This window comes from Sphaerotilus sp., assembly GCF_041083715.1.
GTDB lineage: Bacteria > Pseudomonadota > Gammaproteobacteria > Burkholderiales > Burkholderiaceae_C > Sphaerotilus.
In genome coordinates this window covers 1-18976 of sequence record NZ_JBFPGY010000339.1, presented here as the reverse complement: position 1 = coordinate 18976, position 18976 = coordinate 1, and the positions used below count along the sequence as shown (strand labels likewise).

General features: G+C 66.6%; 29 protein-coding genes and 1 tRNA gene. 29 read left to right on the top strand and 1 reads right to left on the bottom strand.

Annotation, left to right across the window (positions count from 1 at the left end; all coding sequences use genetic code 11):
* The first annotated feature begins 88 nt into the window (after positions 1-88).
* Both AB3X43_RS16065 and AB3X43_RS16060 read left to right on the top strand, forming a co-directional pair.
* Positions 89-1288 (top strand): amino acid aminotransferase, encoded by a 1200-nt coding sequence (locus AB3X43_RS16065; RefSeq protein WP_369430871.1) that lies wholly within the window; start codon positions 89-91, stop codon positions 1286-1288.
* An 83-nt stretch (positions 1289-1371) separates the two neighbouring features.
* Entirely contained in the window at positions 1372-1674 is a 303-nt protein-coding gene (locus tag AB3X43_RS16060) for a high-potential iron-sulfur protein (protein WP_369430870.1), read from the top strand.
* A gap of 135 nt (positions 1675-1809) precedes the next feature.
* Here AB3X43_RS16060 and mscL read toward each other — a convergent pair whose 3' ends face one another.
* Complete coding sequence (mscL, locus tag AB3X43_RS16055; RefSeq protein ID WP_369430869.1) at positions 1810-2229, bottom strand: large conductance mechanosensitive channel protein MscL; 420 nt, start codon at positions 2227-2229, stop codon at positions 1810-1812.
* A gap of 242 nt (positions 2230-2471) precedes the next feature.
* Here mscL and petA point away from each other — a divergent pair, with 242 nt between their 5' ends.
* The 27 genes from petA (at position 2472) to AB3X43_RS15920 (ending at position 18566) form a co-directional block, all read left to right on the top strand.
* Positions 2472-3068 carry a ubiquinol-cytochrome c reductase iron-sulfur subunit gene (gene petA / locus AB3X43_RS16050; protein WP_369430868.1) on the top strand — a complete coding sequence of 199 codons (597 nt, stop codon included), beginning with the start codon at positions 2472-2474 and terminating at the stop codon, positions 3066-3068.
* Between the two features lie 18 nt (positions 3069-3086).
* Positions 3087-4490, top strand: a complete 1404-nt coding sequence (locus AB3X43_RS16045; RefSeq protein ID WP_369430867.1) for a cytochrome b — start codon at positions 3087-3089, stop codon at positions 4488-4490.
* A gap of 32 nt (positions 4491-4522) precedes the next feature.
* Positions 4523-5302: a cytochrome c1 gene (locus AB3X43_RS16040; RefSeq protein WP_369430866.1), complete on the top strand. Its 780-nt coding sequence runs from the start codon at positions 4523-4525 to the stop codon at positions 5300-5302.
* Between the two features lie 144 nt (positions 5303-5446).
* A complete protein-coding gene (locus AB3X43_RS16035) occupies positions 5447-6061 on the top strand; it encodes a glutathione S-transferase N-terminal domain-containing protein (protein WP_179634374.1) in 615 nt (204 codons plus the stop codon).
* A gap of 34 nt (positions 6062-6095) precedes the next feature.
* The gene (locus AB3X43_RS16030; RefSeq protein WP_369430865.1) at positions 6096-6599 is read left to right on the top strand and encodes a ClpXP protease specificity-enhancing factor; all 504 of its coding nucleotides are present in this window, start codon (positions 6096-6098) and stop codon (positions 6597-6599) included.
* 31 nt (positions 6600-6630) lie between these two features.
* Positions 6631-6706: transfer RNA gene (locus tag AB3X43_RS16025), tRNA-Thr, on the top strand.
* A 175-nt stretch (positions 6707-6881) separates the two neighbouring features.
* Entirely contained in the window at positions 6882-8168 is a 1287-nt protein-coding gene (locus AB3X43_RS16020; protein WP_369430864.1) for a tyrosine-type recombinase/integrase, read from the top strand.
* Positions 8169-8363: 195 nt separating this feature from the next.
* Positions 8364-8600 carry a hypothetical protein gene (locus AB3X43_RS16015; protein ID WP_369430863.1) on the top strand — a complete coding sequence of 79 codons (237 nt, stop codon included), beginning with the start codon at positions 8364-8366 and terminating at the stop codon, positions 8598-8600.
* A gap of 93 nt (positions 8601-8693) precedes the next feature.
* Positions 8694-8969: a helix-turn-helix transcriptional regulator gene (locus tag AB3X43_RS16010; protein ID WP_369430862.1), complete on the top strand. Its 276-nt coding sequence runs from the start codon at positions 8694-8696 to the stop codon at positions 8967-8969.
* A 10-nt stretch (positions 8970-8979) separates the two neighbouring features.
* Positions 8980-9363, top strand: coding sequence for a hypothetical protein (locus AB3X43_RS16005; protein WP_369430861.1), 384 nt, complete (start codon positions 8980-8982; stop codon positions 9361-9363).
* 254 nt (positions 9364-9617) lie between these two features.
* On the top strand, positions 9618-9776 hold the full coding sequence (locus AB3X43_RS16000) for a hypothetical protein (RefSeq protein ID WP_369430860.1): 159 nt from the start codon (positions 9618-9620) through the stop codon (positions 9774-9776).
* On the top strand, positions 9773-10147 hold the full coding sequence (locus AB3X43_RS15995; protein WP_369430859.1) for a hypothetical protein: 375 nt from the start codon (positions 9773-9775) through the stop codon (positions 10145-10147). Before AB3X43_RS16000 ends, AB3X43_RS15995 begins: the two co-directional genes overlap by 4 nt.
* A complete protein-coding gene (locus AB3X43_RS15990; protein WP_369430858.1) occupies positions 10144-10773 on the top strand; it encodes a BRO-N domain-containing protein in 630 nt (209 codons plus the stop codon). Before AB3X43_RS15995 ends, AB3X43_RS15990 begins: the two co-directional genes overlap by 4 nt.
* Positions 10770-10934 carry a hypothetical protein gene (locus AB3X43_RS15985; RefSeq protein WP_369430857.1) on the top strand — a complete coding sequence of 55 codons (165 nt, stop codon included), beginning with the start codon at positions 10770-10772 and terminating at the stop codon, positions 10932-10934. The genes AB3X43_RS15990 and AB3X43_RS15985 overlap by 4 nt, the downstream gene beginning before the upstream one ends.
* The gene (locus tag AB3X43_RS15980) at positions 10931-11242 is read left to right on the top strand and encodes a helix-turn-helix transcriptional regulator (protein ID WP_369430856.1); all 312 of its coding nucleotides are present in this window, start codon (positions 10931-10933) and stop codon (positions 11240-11242) included. The genes AB3X43_RS15985 and AB3X43_RS15980 overlap by 4 nt, the downstream gene beginning before the upstream one ends.
* Complete coding sequence (locus AB3X43_RS15975) at positions 11239-11421, top strand: hypothetical protein (protein ID WP_369430855.1); 183 nt, start codon at positions 11239-11241, stop codon at positions 11419-11421. Before AB3X43_RS15980 ends, AB3X43_RS15975 begins: the two co-directional genes overlap by 4 nt.
* A 1-nt stretch (position 11422) precedes the next feature.
* Positions 11423-11827, top strand: coding sequence for a hypothetical protein (locus AB3X43_RS15970; protein WP_369430854.1), 405 nt, complete (start codon positions 11423-11425; stop codon positions 11825-11827).
* Positions 11824-12363 (top strand): phage antirepressor N-terminal domain-containing protein, encoded by a 540-nt coding sequence (locus tag AB3X43_RS15965; RefSeq protein ID WP_369430853.1) that lies wholly within the window; start codon positions 11824-11826, stop codon positions 12361-12363. Before AB3X43_RS15970 ends, AB3X43_RS15965 begins: the two co-directional genes overlap by 4 nt.
* Positions 12360-13376 carry a DUF7146 domain-containing protein gene (locus AB3X43_RS15960; protein ID WP_369430852.1) on the top strand — a complete coding sequence of 339 codons (1017 nt, stop codon included), beginning with the start codon at positions 12360-12362 and terminating at the stop codon, positions 13374-13376. Before AB3X43_RS15965 ends, AB3X43_RS15960 begins: the two co-directional genes overlap by 4 nt.
* Positions 13360-15168: a DUF927 domain-containing protein gene (locus tag AB3X43_RS15955; protein ID WP_369430851.1), complete on the top strand. Its 1809-nt coding sequence runs from the start codon at positions 13360-13362 to the stop codon at positions 15166-15168. The genes AB3X43_RS15960 and AB3X43_RS15955 overlap by 17 nt, the downstream gene beginning before the upstream one ends.
* Positions 15169-15604: 436 nt before the next feature.
* On the top strand, positions 15605-16018 hold the full coding sequence (locus tag AB3X43_RS15950; RefSeq protein ID WP_369430850.1) for a hypothetical protein: 414 nt from the start codon (positions 15605-15607) through the stop codon (positions 16016-16018).
* Complete coding sequence (locus AB3X43_RS15945; protein ID WP_369430849.1) at positions 16018-16431, top strand: putative PDDEXK endonuclease; 414 nt, start codon at positions 16018-16020, stop codon at positions 16429-16431. The genes AB3X43_RS15950 and AB3X43_RS15945 overlap by 1 nt, the downstream gene beginning before the upstream one ends.
* Positions 16428-16871, top strand: coding sequence for a single-stranded DNA-binding protein (locus tag AB3X43_RS15940; protein WP_369430848.1), 444 nt, complete (start codon positions 16428-16430; stop codon positions 16869-16871). The genes AB3X43_RS15945 and AB3X43_RS15940 overlap by 4 nt, the downstream gene beginning before the upstream one ends.
* Positions 16868-17209, top strand: a complete 342-nt coding sequence (locus AB3X43_RS15935; protein WP_369430847.1) for a hypothetical protein — start codon at positions 16868-16870, stop codon at positions 17207-17209. The genes AB3X43_RS15940 and AB3X43_RS15935 overlap by 4 nt, the downstream gene beginning before the upstream one ends.
* Positions 17206-17472: a hypothetical protein gene (locus AB3X43_RS15930; RefSeq protein WP_369430846.1), complete on the top strand. Its 267-nt coding sequence runs from the start codon at positions 17206-17208 to the stop codon at positions 17470-17472. Before AB3X43_RS15935 ends, AB3X43_RS15930 begins: the two co-directional genes overlap by 4 nt.
* Before the next feature lie 486 nt (positions 17473-17958).
* Positions 17959-18252, top strand: a complete 294-nt coding sequence (locus AB3X43_RS15925; protein ID WP_369430845.1) for a type II toxin-antitoxin system RelE/ParE family toxin — start codon at positions 17959-17961, stop codon at positions 18250-18252.
* Positions 18253-18257: 5 nt separating this feature from the next.
* On the top strand, positions 18258-18566 hold the full coding sequence (locus tag AB3X43_RS15920; protein WP_369430844.1) for an addiction module antidote protein: 309 nt from the start codon (positions 18258-18260) through the stop codon (positions 18564-18566).
* Positions 18567-18976: the final 410 nt, after the last annotated feature.

Sequence of the window (18976 nt, the reverse complement as noted above, 5' to 3'; positions counted from 1 at the left end):
GCGGTGGCGATTTTTCCTGATCGCCCCCCGGCTTTCCGGGGTCGGGCCTCGGCGGATAATCGCAGACCCCCTCGCAGGAGCACTTTCCATGTTCGAACACGTCGATGCCTACGCTGGCGATCCCATCCTCACGCTGAACGAGAACTTCCAGAAGGACCCTCGGCCGGGCAAGATCAACCTGTCGATCGGCATCTACTTCGACGATGCCGGCCGCCTGCCGGTGATGCAGGCCGTCCGCGAGGCCGAGACGGCCATGCTGCAGGCCATCGGCCCGCGCGGCTACCTGCCGATGGTCGGCGCGGCCAACACGCGCGAACAGATCCAGCATCTGCTCTTCGGGGCTGGGCACGAAGCGGTCACCAGTGGCCGCACGGTCACGTTGCAGACGCTGGGTGGCTCCGGCGCGCTCAAGGTGGGTGCCGACTTCCTGAGGAAGTACTTTCCCGGCAGTGCGGTGTGGATCAGCGATCCGACCTGGGACAACCACCGCGCCATCTTCGAGGGCGCTGGGTTCACGGTGAACACCTACCCGTACTACGACCCGGCCACCGGCGGCCTGAGGTTCGATGCGATGCTGGAGACGGTCCGCGGTCTGCCGGCGCGTTCGGTCGTGCTGCTGCACGCCTGCTGCCACAACCCGACCGGCGTGGACCTGACTGCGGCCCAGTGGGCCGAACTGATGCCCGTGCTGGTCGAGCGCGACCTGATTCCCTTCGTCGACATCGCCTACCAGGGCTTCGGCGACGGCGTGCAGGAAGACGCTTTTGCCCTGCGCGCGCTGGCGGACGCGGGCATCGCCTTCTTCGTCGCCAACAGCTTCTCCAAGAGCTTCTCGCTGTACGGCGAGCGTGTGGGCGGCCTGAGCGTGGTCTGTCCGACGGTGGCCGAGGCCGGTCTGGTGATCGGGCAGCTGCAGGTGGCCGTGCGCAAGAACTATTCGAGCCCATCGACCCACGGCGGCCAGATTGTCGCCCGCGTGCTGGCGGATCCGGTGCTGCGCCAGTCGTGGATGGACGAGCTGGATGCGATGCGCGTGCGGATCCGAGCCATGCGCGAACGGCTGCATGCGGCCCTGTCCGACAAGGTGCCGGGGCGCGATTTCAGCTACTTCCTGACCCAGCGTGGCATGTTCAGCTACACGGGTCTGTCGCCGCAGCAGGTGGATGTGCTGCGCGAGACGCACGGGGTGTACCTGGTCCGCTCGGGGCGGATGTGCGTGGCCGGGCTCAACAGCGGGAATGTGGAACGGACGGCCGACGCCATGGCAATGGTGCTGGCCCGGGCTTGACCAAGGTCATGGACAACGGCATCCGGTGCAGCAGAATGCTGGCTGCATCGCATCTCTCTCACTGACTGACAAGGACTCTGACCATGACCATGCAACGCCGTGTTTTCCTGATGACCCTCGCCGCCTCCGGTGCCGTGATCGGCACCGCCGCCCAGGCACAAGCCATGGTGGACGAGAAGGACGCTGCCGCCGCCGGCCTCGGCTATGTGGCCGACGCCAAGCGCGCCGACGCCAAGAAGTTCCCGAAGTACGCCGCCGGCCAGAACTGTGGCGGTTGTGCGCTGTACCAGGGCAAGGCTGGTGACAAGGCGGGCGCCTGCCCGCTGTTCGCCGGCAAGCAGGTGGCTGCCTCGGGCTGGTGCAGTGCCTGGGCCAAGAAGGCTTGATCGCCGTCTGATCCGGCCCTGATCGACCGCGCAGCGAGTCCGGTCACCGTGCTGCGACCCGCTGTCAATCGCTTGGTGCGGGTGTGAAACAGGGTGGCCCAACGCCACCCTTGAACGACATGGGCTGTCTCTGGCTCAGCGCTTGAGCGCGTCGCGGATCTCGCGCAGCAGCACGACATCTTCAGCCGGTGGCGCTGGCGGGGCCGGCGGCGCAGCAGGCGCTTCGCGCTTCATGCGGTTCATGGTCCTGACCATCAGGAAGATGATGAAGGCCAGGATGATGAAGTTCAGCGCGATGGTGATGAAGTTGCCATAGGCCAGCACGGCACCGGCCTTCTTGGCTTCCGCCAGCGTCGTGGCCGTCTGACCGTTCAGCGCGATGAACTGGTTGCTGAAATCCATGCCGCCGAACACCTTGCCGACGATCGGCATCACGATGTCGCCAATCAGCGAATCGACGATCTTGCCGAACGCGCCGCCGATGATCACGCCGACGGCGAGATCCATCACATTGCCCTTGAGGGCGAATTCCTTGAACTCGCTGGCCATGCTCATTGGGTTCTCCTGACTCTTGTTTAAGCGTTTGACAACATGTCGTTACGCTGTCGTGAAGTATTGCCGCCGCAAGCCATCTGTCAAGTCGGGATCGTGCGGTACGAGCGTGTTGTTTTTGCCCCAGCTTGAGCGCGCGCAGAGAGGGGGCGCATGTTGCCAGATGTGGAGAACCGGTGCGCCGCTGGGCTAGAATCAGGGGTTGTCCCCATCTCAGACCGGACCTTCTTTTCCCGAGGAATCACATGAGTGACCAGCAAGTCGACCAGGCCAAGCGGACGTGGCTGATCGCGTCGGGCTGCGCCGGCGCTGTCGGCGGTTTAGCGACCGCCGTGCCCTTCGTCAGCACCTTCACACCCTCCGAGCGCGCCAAGGCGGCCGGTGCCGCGGTGGAAGTCGATATCGGTGGCATCAAGCCGGGCGAGAAGCTCACGGCCGAGTGGCGTGGCAAGCCGGTGTGGATCGTGCGTCGCACGCCCGAGCAGTTGGCTGCGCTGAAATCGAACGATGCGCAGCTGGCCGATCCGAATTCGGATCGCAAGGCCTTCCCGATGCCCGACTACGCGAAGAACGAGAGCCGCTCGATCAAGCCGGAGTATCTGGTGGTCGTGGGCATCTGCTCGCACCTGGGTTGCTCGCCGTCGGACAAGTTCCAGGCTGGTGCGCAGCCTTCGCTGCCGGACGACTGGAAGGGCGGCTTCCTGTGCCCCTGCCACGGCTCGACCTTCGACCTCGCCGGCCGCGTCTTCAAGAACAAGCCCGCGCCGGACAACCTCGAAGTCCCGCCCCACATGTACCTGTCCGACACCAAGCTGCTCATTGGTGAAGACAAGAAGGCTTGAAGGAACTGAGGTCCAACCATGGCTGAATTCAAAGAGGCACCCGCCAACGCCCCCGCAGCCGTCAAGCTGCTGACGTGGGTCGACAACCGGTTTCCGGCGTCCAAGCTGTACAAGGAGCACCTCTCCGAGTACTACGCGCCGAAGAACTTCAACTTCTGGTATTTCTTCGGCTCGCTGGCCCTGCTGGTGCTGGTGATCCAGATCGTCACCGGGATCTTCCTGGTGATGCACTACAAGCCCGACGCCGCGCTGGCGTTCGCTTCGGTCGAGTACATCATGCGTGATGTGCCCTGGGGCTGGCTGATCCGCTACATGCACTCGACGGGCGCGTCCGCGTTCTTCGTCGTGGTCTACATGCACATGTTCCGTGGCCTGCTGTACGGCTCGTACCGCAAGCCGCGCGAACTGGTGTGGGTGTTCGGCTGCGCGATCTTCCTGTGCCTGATGGCCGAAGCGTTCATGGGCTACCTGCTCCCCTGGGGCCAGATGTCCTACTGGGGTGCGCAGGTGATCGTGAACCTGTTCGCCGCCGTGCCGTTCGTCGGTCCGGACCTGGCCCTGCTGATCCGCGGCGACTACGTCGTCTCGGACGCCACCCTGAACCGCTTCTTCAGTTTCCACGTCATCGCCGTGCCGCTGATCCTGCTGGGCCTGGTGGTCGCGCACATCATCGCGCTGCACGAAGTGGGCTCCAACAACCCGGACGGCGTCGAGATCAAGGCCAAGAAGGACCCGAAGACCGGTCACCCGCTCGACGGCATCCCCTTCCATCCGTACTACTCGGTGCATGACCTGCTGGGCGTGACCGTGTTCCTGATGGTGTTCACCGCGATCATCTTCTTCGCACCGGAACTGGGGGGCTACTTCCTCGAGTACAACAACTTCATCCCGGCCGACCCGTTCAAGACCCCGGCGCACATCGCCCCGGTCTGGTACTTCACGCCGTTCTACTCGATGCTGCGCGCCACGACCGACGACCTCGTCAACGTGCTGTGCGTGATCATCGGCCTGTCGGCGGTGCTGGCGGTGCTCAAGGGCCTGATCCCGGGCAAGGCCAAGCTGGCCGTGCTGGTGGGTGCAGTGGTGGCGGCGGTGCTGCTCAAGACCTTCGACGCCAAGTTCTGGGGTGTGGTCGTGATGGGTGGTGCCGTGATCATCCTGTTCTTCCTGCCCTGGCTGGACCGCAGCCCGGCGAAGTCGATCCGCTACCGTCCGGACTGGCACATGTACCTGTATGCGGTCTTCGTCGTCTTCTTCTTCGTGCTGGGCTACCTGGGCATTCAGCCGCCGTCGGTTGCCGGCACCCTGACCGCCCAGGTCGGCACGCTGTTCTACTTCGGCTTCTTCCTGCTGATGCCTTGGTGGACGCAGCTGGGCAAGTTCAAGCCGGTCCCCGACCGCGTGACCTTCCAGCCGCACTGATGCCTGCCCACGGACACGGAGCCCCGACAACCATGAAAAAGTTCATTGCTTCCCTGCTCGTTGCGGCATCGGCCTGTCTGGCTGTGCTTTCACCGGCACAGGCCAACACCGGTGGTATCGCCTGGGACAAGTTCCCCGAGCAGAAACTGACAGACACGACCGCGCTGCAGCGTGGTGCCAAGCTGTTCGTCAATTACTGCCTGAATTGCCACTCTGCGGCATACATGCGCTACAACCGCCTGCGCGACATCGGCCTGACCGAAGAGCAGATCAAGTCCAACCTGATGTTCGCGACCGACAAGGTCGGGGACACGATGGCGGTCTCGATCGATCCTCGCCAGGCCAAGGACTGGCTGGGTGCAGCACCGCCGGATCTGACCGTGATCGCCCGCTCGCGTGCAGGTGCCAACGGCACGGGTGCAGACTATCTGTACACCTACCTGCGCACCTACTACCGCGACGAGACCAAGGCGACGGGCTGGAACAACCTGGCCTTCCCGCTGGTGGCCATGCCGCACGTGCTGTGGGAACTGCAAGGCGAGCGCCGTGCAGTGTTCGAAGAAGTCAGCGATCCGCACGACCACGAAAAGAAGACCCACGTCTTCAAGAACTTCGAGCAGATCAAGCCGGGACAGCTGTCCGCGCAGGACTACGACAGCGCCGTGGGTGACCTGGTTGCCTACCTGCAGTGGATGGGCGAGCCGGCACAGGGCTACCGCACCAAGCTGGGTGTCTGGGTGCTGCTGTTCCTGGGTCTGTTCACCGTGATCGCGTGGCGCCTGAACGCTGCGTTCTGGAAGGACGTCAAGTGATGTCCTGACGCCGTGCCCTTCATGGGCCGGCGTCTGCCGCGCAGAGGTGCTTGAACGCCTCTGCGCGATTTTCTTTTTCCGAGACCGGATCACGGGGCTGTCCTGTGGTCTCTCTCCCTGACACGCCAAGGAGCGATCCCAGCCATGATGGTGCTTTACTCCGGGACGACCTGCCCCTACTCGCATCGCTGCCGTTTCGTCCTGTTCGAAAAGGGCATGGACTTCGAGATCCGCGACGTCGATCTGTACGCGAAGCCGGAAGACATCGCGTTGATGAACCCGTACAACGAGGTGCCCATCCTCGTCGAACGCGAACTCATCCTGTACGAATCGCACATCATCAACGAGTACATCGACGAGCGCTTCCCGCACCCGCAGCTCATGCCTGGTGACCCGGTGGCGCGTGCGCGGGTGCGGCTGTTCCTCTTCAACTTCGAGAAGGAGCTGTTCACCCATGTGAACACGCTCGAGAACCGCAGCGGTGGCAAGCCCACCGACAAGGAACTCGACAAGGCTCGCTCGCAGATCCGCGACCGCCTGACGCAGCTCGCCCCGATCTTCCAGAAAAACCGCTACATGCTGGGCGACGATTTCTCGATGCTCGACGTGGCGATCGCACCGCTCCTGTGGCGCCTGGATTACTACGGCATCGAGCTGTCGAAGAATGCGGCGCCTTTGCTGAAGTACGCCGAACGCATCTTCTCGCGTCCGGCTTACATCGAAGCCCTGACGCCGTCCGAAAAGGTGATGCGCAAGTAAGCGCGGATCTGCTGTCCACGCACTTCATCGAGCCATGTCCATCGATTCTGATTCCCAGGGAACCTCCACGCGGCCCTACCTCGTGCGTGCCCTGCACGACTGGTGCACCGACAACGGCTTCACACCGCTGCTGGCGGTGCACGTCGATGAATCGGTGCGTGTGCCGATGGAGTTCGTCAAGAACAACGAGATCGTGCTGAACGTCAGCTTCGACGCGACCAGCGGTCTGCGTCTGGGCAACGAGTTCATCGACTTCAAGGCCCGCTTCGGCGGGATTCCGCGCGACATCACCGTCCCGATCGACCACGTGGTCGCCATCTATGCCCGTGAAAACGGACAGGGCATGGCGTTCCCGGTGCCGACGGAGCCGTCGATGCTGAGCACCAGTTCCCTGGACACGGCCCCGGCCCCGGGACCTGCACCGACCGGACTGCGTCTGGCCAGCGAACCGACGGCGACCAGGCCGGACAGCGATGAGCCGCCGGCGCCATCGGTGCCGCCCGCTGGTGGCCGTCCGTCGCTCAAGCGCATCAAGTGACGCTGGTTTTTCATTACAATCCGCACCCCGTGCCGACTTAGCTCAGTTGGTAGAGCAACGGTCTTGTAAACCGTAGGTCATCCGTTCGATTCGGATAGTCGGCACCACATCAGGCCCCGAGAGGCCACGACAGACAAGAAAAGCCCTTGAGAATCAACGCTCAAGGGCTTTTTTCATGCCCGTATGGCCACGGATAACCACGGTTGAACCTGCCCCCGTCTGGGGGCAACAATGGGGGCAGGTCCAGAATCTGCCCCCACCAACCGGAAAACCTGCCCCCACATGGCCACCACCAACACCCTGAGCGATGCCGCCATCCGCAAGGCGAAGCCCGGCGAGAAGCCCCGAAAGCTGTCCGACGGTGGGGGGCTTTACCTGGAACTGCAGCCGAACGGGGGCAAGTGGTGGCGCCTGAAGTACCGTTTCGAGGGCAAGGAGAAGCGCATCGGGCTGGGCACGTACCCCGAGGTGTCGCTGGCCGATGCCCGCAAGCGTCGAGACGAGTCCCGCGCACTGGTGGCGGCCGGCACCGACCCGAGCGAGGCCCGCAAGGCCGGCAAGGTCGAACACCAGCGCCAGCAGCACGCCGAAGCCCTGGCCGCCGCCGGCGAGCCGCTGCCGGGCACCTTCGAGCATGTGGCGCGAGAGTTCCACGCCGGCAAGGCTGAGGGCTGGTCCGCGTCCTACGCCGGCAAGTGGTTGACCTACTGCACCCGCGACCTGTTCCCCAGGCTGGGGGCGCTGCCGCTGGCGGACATCACCGCGCCGAAGCTGCTGGAGGTGCTGCGCCTGGTCGAAGCGCGAGGCACCCGCGTGTCAGCGCACGACCTGCGGCAGTACGCCGGGCAGGTGTTCCGCTACGGCATCCAGACCGGGCATTGCGAGCGCAACCCCGCCGCCGACCTGACCGGCGCCCTGAAGCCCGCCCAGGTGCGCCACATGGCCGCCGTTCTGGAGCCGGTGCAGGTGGGCGCGCTGCTGCGCAACATCGGCGAGTACGCCGGGCATCCCGTGACCCGTGCCGCGCTGGCGCTGTCGGCGCTGCTGTTCCAGCGTCCGGGCAACGTGCGGGCGATGGAGTGGAGCGAGATCGACGCCGGCGCCGCGCTGTGGACGATCCCGGCCGCGAAGATGAAGCGCACGGTTCACGGCAAGGTGAACGGCCGCCCGCACCTGGTGCCGCTGGCCGCCCAGGCGCTGCAGGTGCTGGAAGAGCTGCGACCGCTGACGGGCCGCGGCCGGTTCGTGTTCCCGTCCCTCATGGGTGGCGGCGAGTGCATGAGCGAGAACACGATCAGGGCCGCGCTGCGCCGCATGGGGTACACGAACGAAGAGATGACCGCCCATGGCTTCCGAGCGATGGCGCGCACGCTGATCGTGGAGCGCCTGCCGGGGATCGGTCCGGACGTGATTGAGGCGCAGCTGGCGCACGGCAAGGCCGGGCCGCTGGGCATGGCCTATGACCGAGCGGAGTTCATGGACCAGCGCCGCCAGATGATGCAGACATGGGCGGACTACCTGGACAAGCTGCGCCACGGTGCGCAGGTGATCCCGTTCAAGGCCGCGTGATGACGGAAGACCAACGACCACCCGCCGAACCGTCCAGAACTGGACCGACACCCACAACGCCAGCCGCCGACCTGCTGGCGCTGCTGGCCGGGATGGAGCCGGGAGATATGCCCGCCGACGCCAACATGGAATCAGCCCCGCCAGTGGGTCGAGAGGTTTGGTGATCCCGTTCAGGTCCGCGTGAAGGAGGAAGAGATGCAAGACCGTGAATCCGTCGAGATCGAGGCGTTTGGCCGGCCCGTGCGCCTGCTGAGGTGCTTTCAGGAGTGGGACGACATGGCGCCGACCGATGACCCGCATGTGCGCCACTGCCACCAGTGCGCCACCAACGTGCGCCGCGTGGCTGGTGCCGAGGACTTCGAGGCGCCCGAACGCTGCGTGAGCCTGTGCCTGGAAGAGGTGGTGATTTCCGGCGCGCCCCTGTACGGGTAGGTGCCCCACCTGGTCGGCGCGGCACTTTGATTTTTGCGGGATCGTCCGGGAAACGGGCGTTCTGGCGGACGACTGGCCGGCACTCTGCCTGCCATGCATAACACCGCCACCCCCCAAATCACCCCGATCCGCAAGACCACCACGCCGCGCAACGCGCCGCCTGTCTCGCAGGAACTTGCCGACCTGGCGCGCTTGTCCGTCAAGGATGTGTCCGCCCTGGTGCGCCTGTCTGAACAGACGATCCGCGACCGCATGAAGGCCGGCAAGTTCCCACCCCCCGACTTCCGCGACGGCCCAAAGTGCGTCCGCTGGTCCGCCGGCACGGTGCGCCGCTGGCTCGAATCGACCAGCACCACCAGCGCGAAGTAAGGGGCAGGCCATGCAGACCACCCCAGAAAACGGAAAGGGCCGCCGCGTTACCAGCGCGACGACCCCCATGCAGACCGGTGCCGATGCTACGGCCAGCGACCAGCGCCAGCAACTGCCCGCCATCCTCACACCTCGTGCCCGGCGCATCTTGCTGGCGCTGCTGGTGAGCGACCGCACCCGAGAAGAGATCGACCGCGCTGCAGGTGCATCGAACGGGCCGGATGAGGTGCTGCGCATCCGCCAGCGTTTCGGCCTGGCCATCCCGTGCACCCGCAAGGGATCGAAGGACCGGGACGGCCAGAAGGTCGAGATTGGTGTGTACCGCCTGACCGAGGACGACCGCACGAAGGCACGCCGCGTGCTGGGGTCGAACGCGATTCAGGGGGCGCAGTAATGGCCACGTATTGCCACGACATACCCCGTAGTGCAAACTACGAACAGGTGCTTCAAAACACCTCAGATTCCGCGGTAAGCCGCCCCGTCAGTGCGGCTTTGTCACGCCCCAATTCCGTCAAGGTTATGGGCGGGATGGGCACGTCCGCAAGGCGTGCCGCACAGCGGAATCTGTGTTTTGAACATCCCGCCCACCCGCTGCCGCTTCAAAACGGTGCGAGTGGTCTTCACAAGCTCATTCCGGAGCCCGAGACCATGAAAACGACTTCCAAGGCTGGAAGCATCGGCGCCTATGCGCCCGCCTACCTGCGCCGCCTGGCGCACACCCTGGCCAGCAAGGCGACCCGCCGCGAGGCACTGCGCGCCAAGGCTTTCGAGCTGATCGCCGCCGACCGGATCGGGGGTGCGCGATGACCGCCGCCGTCCTGTACCTGCGCGCCATCGTGCAGACCTTCAAGAACGATTCCGCTCTGGTGAAGCACATCGCCAAGTGCGCAGGCATGAACCGCAGGCAGCGCAACGACCTGGCCGAAGTGCTGGCCAGCATGCGCCGAAAGGGCTTGCCCTTTGCTCGCCTGACGGGGCTTGAGCTGGGAAGCTGGGGCGCTGCCGTCGTGGCGATCCTGGAAGATGGTTGCCCCGGCATTGGTGCCGCCATCATGGAAGAGGAACCCGCCGAACGGGCCGCCGTGCAGGCGCTGTGCCTGGAAGAGGCCGCAGACCTTGGCCCCGGCTTCGTGCAGATCGTCATCCCTGCGGGTGTCGTGGCTGGGGGTCTGCAATGAACGCCGCCCGCCTGACGTTCCAGACGGTCGAGTTCAGCGTGATCGACCACCACGGCCAGACCTGGCTGACGATGCGCGACATCACGGCCGCGCTCTACAGCGGTACCGAAGGGGGTGACACTTCTGTCACCCCAGGTGCTGAAGGAGGGGGCCAAAGTGACGCACCTTCCACGGGCTGGGGTAGCAGAAGTGTTACCCCAGCCGCCGAGGCGTCAATCCGCCGCGTCTTCGCCCGCCACGCCCACGAGTTCACCGCCGACATGACGGCACTGGTGAAGGTGCTTGACCCAGAACCCCGAAGTGGGGTTCCTGCCCAGCGCCGGGCCGTCCGCATCTTCTCCCTGCGTGGCGCCTACCTGCTGGGGATGCTGGCCCGCACGCCCAAGGCCGAAGCGTTCCGCCGCTGGGTGCTCGACGTGCTGGAAGGTGTCACCAACGCACCCGCCACCCTGTACGCCCGGCTGATCGAGGCGCAGCGCAAGGAAGCGGAGTCGTTCGCCGATGCGAGCCGCCACGCCCAGGCGCTGCGCCAGCGTCAGCAGATCAAGCCGAAGCTGAACGACGAGATCGACAAGGCAAGCGCCGCGCTGCAACTGGCGCTCCCGCTGGAAGGCGGTGCAGCATGAATGCCGCCCGCCTGCTGTTCCTGGCTGTCGCCATCGTCGGCGCTTCCCTGCTGGCCGGCTGTGGTGGCGGTGAGCCCGAGGACTTCGACGCGCCCACCGTCCACGCTCCCGAGGCCTACGGCCCGGGTTTCGTCGGTCCCCGTCAGGAGGGGGCACTGTGAGCGCCGACAACTTCACCCACACCTTCCACACGATGGCGGAATGGATGCAGAAGGACGCCGACCAGCGCGACCAGAAGCCGAAGCCGGCGCGTGTGCCCACCTTCCAGCCGCTGGCCGCTGCGGCCGTGCCGGGCGCGCTGCTGCGCATCGACACCGTGTGCAGCATCGTCGGGCTGTCGCGGGCGACGATCTACCGCCTGATGGATGCAGGCACGTTCCCCAGGCCGGTGCACATCACGCCGCGCTGCACGCGCTGGCGGGCCGATGCTGTCGCGGCATGGTCTGCAGCGCAGGGGGTGGCCGCATGACCACCATCACCACCACCCACACCACCGAGCTGCTGCGCGTTGCCCGGCTGGCGCTGGAAGAGCTGGAATGGTTCCCAGCGATCCGCCACACCCAGGCCCTGCGCGACGACCTGCGCCGCGTCATCGCTGCCGCGACCAGCGCCAGCGACCACCCCACCACCGAACACACCGGAGCCTGACATGGCCACGAAGAACAACGCCGGGAAGCCCCCGGTTCAAGCCGCTGCATTGCCCAATGCCGACCTTCTGCGCTCGATTTCCAGCCTGGCCAGCGAACTCGACACCCTTCACGGCCGCCTGAAGCATGACGTTTCACCGCTGCTGCGTGCGCTGGAGAACCTGACCAACTGCCACCGCGTGCTGTCCGGTATCGAGTGCGCCGCCAACCGTGACAGGGGGTTCGGCGAGCGAATCACTGAAGCGGTCCAAGACTGGCGCGATCCGACCGGTGAAGACCCGCTTGAGCTGGTCGGCGACCTGGCACGGGTAGCCGTGAACGTCTTCATGGACCGCCAGACCGAGGCCGAAGCACTGGTGAACCGCGCCTATGCGCTGGCCAATCAGACGGGAGGGGCCGCAGCATGAGCGCCATTCAGAGAGTTCCATTCCATGGCCTGAGCCTGTCGGCTGTCCTGGTCAACGGTGCGCCCTGCGTGGCGATTCGTCCTATCTGCGACTCGCTCGGGCTCAACTGGTCCGGGCAGTTTCGACGCATCCAGCGTGACGCCGAGCTGAAAGCGTCCGTTGTCGTCATGGCAACGGTTGCCGAGGACGGGAAGCGCCGCAAGATGCTGTTTCTGCCCCTGGACCGCCTGAACGGCTGGCTCTTCGGCGTGGACGTGGCCCGTGTGCGTGAAGAGCTGCGCGAGCGGATGAACTGGTACCGGCGCGAGTGCTACGCGGTGCTGGCCCGTCACTTCGGCCTGAGCCGCCCAGGTGCCGACCTGCATGCCCGGCTGATCGAGGCCGAACGGGAGGAAGCGCAGTCGTTCGCAGTGGCGCAGGCATGTTCCAAGGGCATGAACCGCCGCCGCGTCGAGAAGTCCCGGCTGTCGAAGCGCATCGATGAGCTGCGCGAGCTGGTGCAACTGGCGCTCCCGCTGGAAGGGGGTGCAGCATGAACGCACCTTCCGAAACCTTCCGCCTGGCGGTCCTGGCAGAGCTGGGGTACGCCCCTGACCACATCGAACCCGGCAAGCTGCACCGCTTCACCACCTGCACCAAGGCCAGCGACCGCGCCGGCTGGTGCAAGCTCTTCGCCGACGAGCGCGGGGGCGTCTACGGCTGCAACCGCTCGGGCATGAGCGGCACCTGGTCGGCGAAGGACCGGGCCAGCATGACGCCAGCCGAGCACACCGCCTGGCGGATGCAGACGGAAAAGGCCCGCAGGGAACGCGAGTTCATCCAGCGCCGGCAGTGGGCGGAGAACGGCGAGCGCAACGCGAGGCTGTGGGCCGCCTGCCGCGACCTGGTGCCGGGTGATCCGGTCACGCTCTACATCAAGCGCCGCCTGCTGGCCCCGCTGTGGCCGGTGCCGCTGGCCCTGCGCTTTCACCCGGCGCTGCCCTACCGCCACGAGGGCGACCTGTTCGGCTGCTTCCCTGCGATGGTGGCCGCCATCACGAACCCTGCCGGCGAGCTGGTGGCGCTGCACCGCACCTGGCTGTCCCGCGACGGGCAGAAGGCGAACGTTCCCGGGCCGGGGAAGAAGGTCACCCAGGCGTCAGGACCGCTGATCGGCGGCTGTGTCCGGCTGGGTGCGCCGATGGATGGCGTGATCGGCGTAGCGGAGGGCGTGGAGACGGCCCTGGCCGTGTCGATGGCATCCGTTGTTCCAACGGTGGCCGCCTACTCTGCGGGCGCCCTGGCGGGCTGGATCTGGCCCGCTGATGTGCGGTTGCTGGTGATCTTCGCCGACGCCGACAAGGCCGGGCGCGAGGCCGCCGACCGACTGCGCCAGCGTGCCCAGGCTGCAGCCCTGCGCGTCAGCGTGCTGACCCCGCAAGAGGAGGGCGCCGACTGGTGCGACGTGTGGGCCGCTCGGGATCTGCCGACCACGGCGCGCACCTTCGACCGGCTGCACGACCTCGAAACCGCCAACCGGGAAGGGGCCGGCCATGACCGCAACGACTGAAGGCGACCCCGTGGCCGATGACCTGGAACGACTGAAGGCCGCCCGCAGCGCACCACCAGCGCCAGCACCGACCACCCACAAGGTCAGCGGCATGACCTTCACCCTGTTGGAGGCGACGAAGGACCGTTCGGCGGGCGTGTACTTCATCGGGCAGGACAGGGAGGGCAACGAGCGGGCGCCGATGTGGCTGTGTGCGCCGCTGCGCATCCTGGCGGAGACGCGGGGCGCCAAGTCGGACGACTGGGGCAAGCTGCTGGAATGGCACGACGCCGACGGCGTGGCGCACCGCTGGGCCATGCCCCGGGTGCTGCTGTCCGCTGACGGCCTGGACGTGCGCCGCGAGCTGATGCGCCTCGGGCTGGCGATGGCCCCGAGCCGCGCCGCGCGGGATCTGGTCAGCATGTACCTGCAGGTGTGGCCGGTGACCGAGCGGGCGCGCTGCGTGGAGCGGCTGGGCTGGTTCGGTGGCGTGTACGTGCTGCCCGAGGAAGCCATCGGCGCCGACCACGAACAGGTGGTGTTCCAGTCTGCCCAGGCGTTGGAGCCTGCCCTGTCCACGCTGGGCACGGCCGACGGCTGGCGCGACACGGCCGCCGCGCTGTCCCGGGGCAACAGCCGGATGGTGTTCGCCATCTGCACGGCCCTGGCGCCCCCGCTGGCCAACATCTGCGGCGAGGACTCGGGCGGGTTCCACCTGCGTGGGGCGTCCAGTTCGGGCAAGTCCACCGCGCTGGCACTGGCCGCGTCCGTCTGGGGCAGTCCGAGCGGATACCCCCGGCTGTGGCGCACCACCTCGAACGGCCTGGAAGGGCTGGCCGCGCTGCACAACGACGGGTTGCTGATCCTGGACGAGCTGTCGCAGGTCGACCCGAAGGACGCGGGAGAGGCCGCCTACCTGCTGGCGAACGGGCAAGGCAAGGTCCGGGCGACCCGCACAGGGGCCGCCAAGCCGTCGGCACGCTGGCGGCTGCTGTTCCTGTCGGCGGGAGAGGAAAGCCTGTCGGCGCTCATGCTCAAGGCCGGCAAGAAGGCGAACGCCGGGCAGGAGATCCGCCTGGCGGACATCGAAGCCGATGCGGGCGCAGGCATGGGCGCCTTCGAGGTGCTGAACGACCAGCCGACGCCGGCCGCGCTGGCGCTGGCCATCAAGGACGCTGCCGCGCGTCACCACGGGTCGGTGGGCGTGGCCTGGCTGCATCTCGTGGTGGCACGCCGTGCCGCGCTGGCGGATCTGATCGCCGACGGCGTGCGCGCATTCGTGGACACGCATGTGCCGCCCGGCGCGTCCGGGCAGGTGCTGCGGGTGGCGCGCCGCTTCGGCCTGGTGGCTACGGCGGGCGAGCTGGCGACGGGCTACGGCCTGACGGGCTGGGCAGAGGGCGAGGCGTCGACGGCTGTGGGGCTGTGCTTCGCGTCCTGGCTGGATGGCTTCGGCGGGATCGGCAACAAGGAACACCGGGCGCTGTTGTCGCAGGTGCGGGCGTTCTTCGAGGTGCATGGCGCCAGCCGCTTCGAGGACGCCGACGCGCAGAACGAACAGCGTGTGATCAACCGGGCCGGGTTCTACCGCACCGGCTCGGATGGCGTGCGGCAGTTCCTGGTACTGCCGGAGGTGTTCAAGCGCGAGGTCTGCGCAGGCCACGACGCGAAGGCCGCCGCCAAGGTGCTGACCGATGCGGGCGTCATCCAGCCGGGCGCCGATGGCCGGCAGACCCGCACCTTCCGCCTGCCGAACATCCCAGCGGCACGGGTCTACGCCTTCACGGCGAAGCTGTGGGAGGACGCGGAGTGATCGCCACCACGACCAGCCTGGTGCAACCACTGCAACCAGTCCAACAGAGGTTGAAGATGTCGCTTCCTGTTCTGTGTACTGGCCGAAACAGCCTGTTTTCCAGAACGCACCCCAAAAACGCGGTTGCATTGGTTGCACTGGTTGCAGCCGTCCCCGCACAGAGGGAGAGCGGGCAGAAACCGCTGCAACCAACACTGGTTGCAAGCTGGTTGCAGTGGGTTGCAGCCTGGTTGCATCGGGCCTCGAACCCATCCGTGACGACCTGCAGCCCCTCTGCAACCACCTGCAACCACCGTGCAACCAGAACCGGTTGCAGCCCGAAAAGGGCGTTTCCCCTATGGGGGCCGTGCCGTGCAACCACTGCAACCGCTGCAACCACGTTTTCGAGTCATGAACTCAGTGAAAGGGCCAAGTCATGAGGCTGAACCGCGCTTTGATGCCCCCGGATCTGCTGCGCCTGGTGGAAGAGCGGGACCGCCTGAAGTCGGCGGGAACACCTGGAACACCGGCACCTGAAACCACTGCAACCAGACCGGCAACGCCCCGCCGCGTGCTGTGCCTGGTCGACGTGACCGACACCGGACCAGAGCCCGACCGCCTGGCGGAATACACCGCGCTGGCCCGGCGCCACGGGTTCGGCCTGGACGACGCCGCGCGCATCGCCGACCGTCTGCAGGTGCGCGACATGCTGTGCCTGGACCTGGCCATGTGCGTCGAGTGCAGCCGACTGGAGGGCCGCCGCTGTGGCGCTGCCCGCGCTGGCCAGATGACCAGCGCGAGCCGGCAATTCGAGCCGGTGCGTGCCGAGCTGATCCGCTGCGAGTGGTTCAAGCCGGCAGGAGGTGCGTGATGGGCGCCATGCAGAGAACCAAGGGCCAGACCGGCGAGCGGGAGGCCGCCGCGCTGATCCGCGACCTGACCGGCTGGGACGTGCGCCGCAGGGTCCGGCAACACGGCGGGGATTCCGACCTCGAAGGCGTGCCGGGCTGGTCGGTCGAGATCAAGCGCCATGCCAGCGCCAGCCGTGGCGAGATCCGGGCATGGTGGGCGCAGGCAGTCGCCCAGGCCCGCCCGGCTGGTCTGCTGCCCGTGCTGCTGTACCGCCGCGACCGCGACCAGTGGCGCGCCGTGTGGCCGGTGGGCGTTCACCTGGCACTGCAGGTGCGGGACTACTGGACCGGCTACGAATGGACCGTGGAGGGCACGCCGGACGCATGGGCGGCCGTGGCCCGCGAGATCAACACAACAAGGGGGAACCCATGATCGAAGCACTCATCACCGGCAAGCTGCACCAGCGAGCCGAGGAACGCACCAGCAAGGGCGGGCGCCCGTTCGTCACCGCGAAGGTGCGCGCCGCTGTCGGCGAGGCCGAAGGCGTGTTCGTCAACGTCGTGGCGTTCTCGGAATCGGCCTGCGCTGCCCTGCTGGCGCTGGATGCCGGCGACTCGCTGGCCGTGGCCGGCACGCTCAAGCCGAGCGCCTGGATCGACCGCGAGGGCAACCCCCGCCCGGGTCTGGACCTCGTGGCCGCCCAGGTGCTGACGCTGTACGGGCTGAAGCGCCGCCGTGCCGCTGCTGCTGGTGACCCCGAGCCGCAGGAGCGCGCACCGCAGGCCCGCCAAGGCCACCAGCAGCCCCACCAGCAGCGCCAGCACGACCCCGAGGACTTCGGGCCGCAGGACTGGCCGGAGGGCGGCCGATGACCGACCACGCCGACCCGCAGCACATCCGCCACGGTGCCGACGGCACGCGAGCCGTTCCCGTGGCGCCCGATGCTGCCCAGGCGCACGCCCGCATCGTCGAAGCCCTGGCGGACCCGTTCGCCTTCGCTGTGGCGCTGCTGGGTGCCTGTGGCGCTCGGAGTCAGTACGGGCACCTTCAGGACCACGCCGCGCCAGCACCGCCGACCACCGACACCCGTCCGGCGCCGCGCAAGCCCCACCAGCACAAGCCCCGCACGGCCGAAGAGATCCTGAAGCCCCGCACCAAGCCGGGAGGCGAGATGGGGCCGCTGTCCAACCGGTCGAGGCGTGACGCATGAGCCGACCCGCCGACCAGAACGAACACCTGCACCCGCTGGTGGTGTCCGGGTTGATGCGCGAGCTGCTGGCCGATCTTCTGGACGATGCCGCCCAGCTGCTGCGCCGTGGCCCTGCTGCTGACGCCCAGGCGCTGGCGCTGCACCTGTCCAAGCTGGAAGGGCCGCATCGGGCCGCCTGGCTGAAGATGGCCCCGCTGGTGTGCCGGTTTGCCGTCAGGCCCGCTGCACGGCGCATGGTGGCGACGATGACCCGGAAGGGCTGAAGCGCAGAGGGCTGGAACCCACCTGAACTACTTGGAAAAACTTGTGTTCTGCATGGTGCCGCCTGTTGACAAATGTTGACGTCCAACAGGCCATGCAGGCCGGCACCGCTCCAGAAAACTCCAGTTCCGCAAGTCTCGCCAGTCGGCGAACTACTCGGGAAAACTCACGTTCGGAAATGGCCGGGAACCTGAGGAAACCTGAGTTCTGAACCACCCCGAGGCCCGGCACGTCCGGGCTTTGTCGTTCCTGGCTGAGTTGGTGCGCAGGCTGCTGGAAGTGCCGTGTTCAAACGGACGTTGCAACGGCTGGCGCTGATCGTGCCCGGACCCTGCCCGGTTCGGCCTGGCCGGCTGTCCCATGGACACGGCAGGGAAGCCGGCGCCGACCATCTGGAGGACGTGCGCAGAATGGTCCGGGCTGGCGCTGCTGGTGCTACCTGTAAACCTCAGTTGACACACGCTCAAGCTGTTGACTACAGTTGACACATGGTCGAAATACGCAAGACAGATGAGTTCGAGTCCTGGTTCACGGGACTGCGTGACCGCATGGTGCGCGTGCGTGTTCAGGCTCGCATCGACCGCCTGGCCTGCGGCAACCCCGGACAACATCGGGTTCTCACGGGTGGCGTGTCCGAAATGAAGATCGACGTTGGTCCGGGATACCGGGTCTACTTTGTGCAGCGTGGCCCGCTGCTGGTCATCCTGCTGTGTGGCGGAGACAAGAGCACGCAGCAGCAGGACATTGAATCCGCCCTGGCGATGGCCGGGCAACTGGAGTGACTCACATGACCGTTCAGACCACCACATGGGATTCGTCCGAGTACCTCAAGACCGAGGAGGACATCACCGCGTACATGGCCGCTGTGATGGAGGAGGGCGGCGACGATCCCGCGTTCATCGTCCATGCGCTGGGTGTCGTGGCGCGTGCCCGCAACATGTCCCAGCTCGCACGGGATACGGGACTGACCCGCGAAGGGCTGTACAAGGCGCTGTCCGGCGAAGGAAACCCGAGCTTCGCCACGGTGCTCAAGGTCAGTAGGGCGATGGGGTTTAAGTGGACACTGCAGCAGGCTGCACCAGTGCTGGCCGGCTGATTGGGCAGAATCGAGGGGCTGCGGCGAGGCGTGGGGGCAGGTTTGGGGGCAGGTTCCAACAAGCGCCAGCGTGAAACCGTTTCAGATCAACCACTTACGCAGGCTGTTCGATTCGGATAGTCCATCAAGATCAGGGCACCTCTGCCGATGATCGGGGCATGGCACAAAAACGCGGCCCGATTCCAGGCATATTCATCTCATCCGGGCGCTACTTTCGGATCCACCGAGACGGCAAGCGCAAGATTTGGACGCCGCTCACCCGCGTCGATGACGGCCTGCCGGCGCTGTGGTGTGGTGGCTGTGGCACCTGCCGAGCCGCGAGGCGCTGGTTCCTCAGGTGACCGATGGGTCGTCGTCCGGGAACAGTGGCAAGGTCTGACGCATCGACGTCGGCTCCGCAGGCAGCGTGG

Bases quoted from the DNA above. Each gene is read 5' to 3' on its own strand.
- AB3X43_RS16035 (WP_179634374.1), top strand. From the start codon at position 5,447: ATGATGGTGCTTTACTCCGGGACGACCTGCCCCTACTCGCATCGCTGC.
- AB3X43_RS16005 (WP_369430861.1), top strand. From the start codon at position 8,980: ATGCAGACCACCCCAGAAAACGGAAAGGGCCGCCGCGTTACCAGCGCG.
- AB3X43_RS16030 (WP_369430865.1), top strand. From the start codon at position 6,096: ATGTCCATCGATTCTGATTCCCAGGGAACCTCCACGCGGCCCTACCTC.
- AB3X43_RS16010 (WP_369430862.1), top strand. From the start codon at position 8,694: ATGCATAACACCGCCACCCCCCAAATCACCCCGATCCGCAAGACCACC.
- AB3X43_RS15940 (WP_369430848.1), top strand. From the start codon at position 16,428: ATGATCGAAGCACTCATCACCGGCAAGCTGCACCAGCGAGCCGAGGAA.
- AB3X43_RS15985 (WP_369430857.1), top strand. From the start codon at position 10,770: ATGAATGCCGCCCGCCTGCTGTTCCTGGCTGTCGCCATCGTCGGCGCT.
- AB3X43_RS16060 (WP_369430870.1), top strand. From the start codon at position 1,372: ATGACCATGCAACGCCGTGTTTTCCTGATGACCCTCGCCGCCTCCGGT.
- petA (WP_369430868.1), top strand. From the start codon at position 2,472: ATGAGTGACCAGCAAGTCGACCAGGCCAAGCGGACGTGGCTGATCGCG.
- AB3X43_RS15950 (WP_369430850.1), top strand. From the start codon at position 15,605: ATGCCCCCGGATCTGCTGCGCCTGGTGGAAGAGCGGGACCGCCTGAAG.
- AB3X43_RS15925 (WP_369430845.1), top strand. From the start codon at position 17,959: ATGGTCGAAATACGCAAGACAGATGAGTTCGAGTCCTGGTTCACGGGA.
- AB3X43_RS15935 (WP_369430847.1), top strand. From the start codon at position 16,868: ATGACCGACCACGCCGACCCGCAGCACATCCGCCACGGTGCCGACGGC.
- AB3X43_RS16020 (WP_369430864.1), top strand. From the start codon at position 6,882: ATGGCCACCACCAACACCCTGAGCGATGCCGCCATCCGCAAGGCGAAG.
- AB3X43_RS16000 (WP_369430860.1), top strand. From the start codon at position 9,618: ATGAAAACGACTTCCAAGGCTGGAAGCATCGGCGCCTATGCGCCCGCC.
- AB3X43_RS15990 (WP_369430858.1), top strand. From the start codon at position 10,144: ATGAACGCCGCCCGCCTGACGTTCCAGACGGTCGAGTTCAGCGTGATC.
- mscL (WP_369430869.1), bottom strand. From the start codon at position 2,229: ATGAGCATGGCCAGCGAGTTCAAGGAATTCGCCCTCAAGGGCAATGTG.
- AB3X43_RS15970 (WP_369430854.1), top strand. From the start codon at position 11,423: ATGGCCACGAAGAACAACGCCGGGAAGCCCCCGGTTCAAGCCGCTGCA.
- AB3X43_RS16015 (WP_369430863.1), top strand. From the start codon at position 8,364: ATGCAAGACCGTGAATCCGTCGAGATCGAGGCGTTTGGCCGGCCCGTG.
- AB3X43_RS16045 (WP_369430867.1), top strand. From the start codon at position 3,087: ATGGCTGAATTCAAAGAGGCACCCGCCAACGCCCCCGCAGCCGTCAAG.
- AB3X43_RS15945 (WP_369430849.1), top strand. From the start codon at position 16,018: ATGGGCGCCATGCAGAGAACCAAGGGCCAGACCGGCGAGCGGGAGGCC.
- AB3X43_RS15955 (WP_369430851.1), top strand. From the start codon at position 13,360: ATGACCGCAACGACTGAAGGCGACCCCGTGGCCGATGACCTGGAACGA.
- AB3X43_RS15995 (WP_369430859.1), top strand. From the start codon at position 9,773: ATGACCGCCGCCGTCCTGTACCTGCGCGCCATCGTGCAGACCTTCAAG.
- AB3X43_RS15930 (WP_369430846.1), top strand. From the start codon at position 17,206: ATGAGCCGACCCGCCGACCAGAACGAACACCTGCACCCGCTGGTGGTG.
- AB3X43_RS16040 (WP_369430866.1), top strand. From the start codon at position 4,523: ATGAAAAAGTTCATTGCTTCCCTGCTCGTTGCGGCATCGGCCTGTCTG.
- AB3X43_RS15920 (WP_369430844.1), top strand. From the start codon at position 18,258: ATGACCGTTCAGACCACCACATGGGATTCGTCCGAGTACCTCAAGACC.
- AB3X43_RS16065 (WP_369430871.1), top strand. From the start codon at position 89: ATGTTCGAACACGTCGATGCCTACGCTGGCGATCCCATCCTCACGCTG.
- AB3X43_RS15960 (WP_369430852.1), top strand. From the start codon at position 12,360: ATGAACGCACCTTCCGAAACCTTCCGCCTGGCGGTCCTGGCAGAGCTG.
- AB3X43_RS15965 (WP_369430853.1), top strand. From the start codon at position 11,824: ATGAGCGCCATTCAGAGAGTTCCATTCCATGGCCTGAGCCTGTCGGCT.
- AB3X43_RS15975 (WP_369430855.1), top strand. From the start codon at position 11,239: ATGACCACCATCACCACCACCCACACCACCGAGCTGCTGCGCGTTGCC.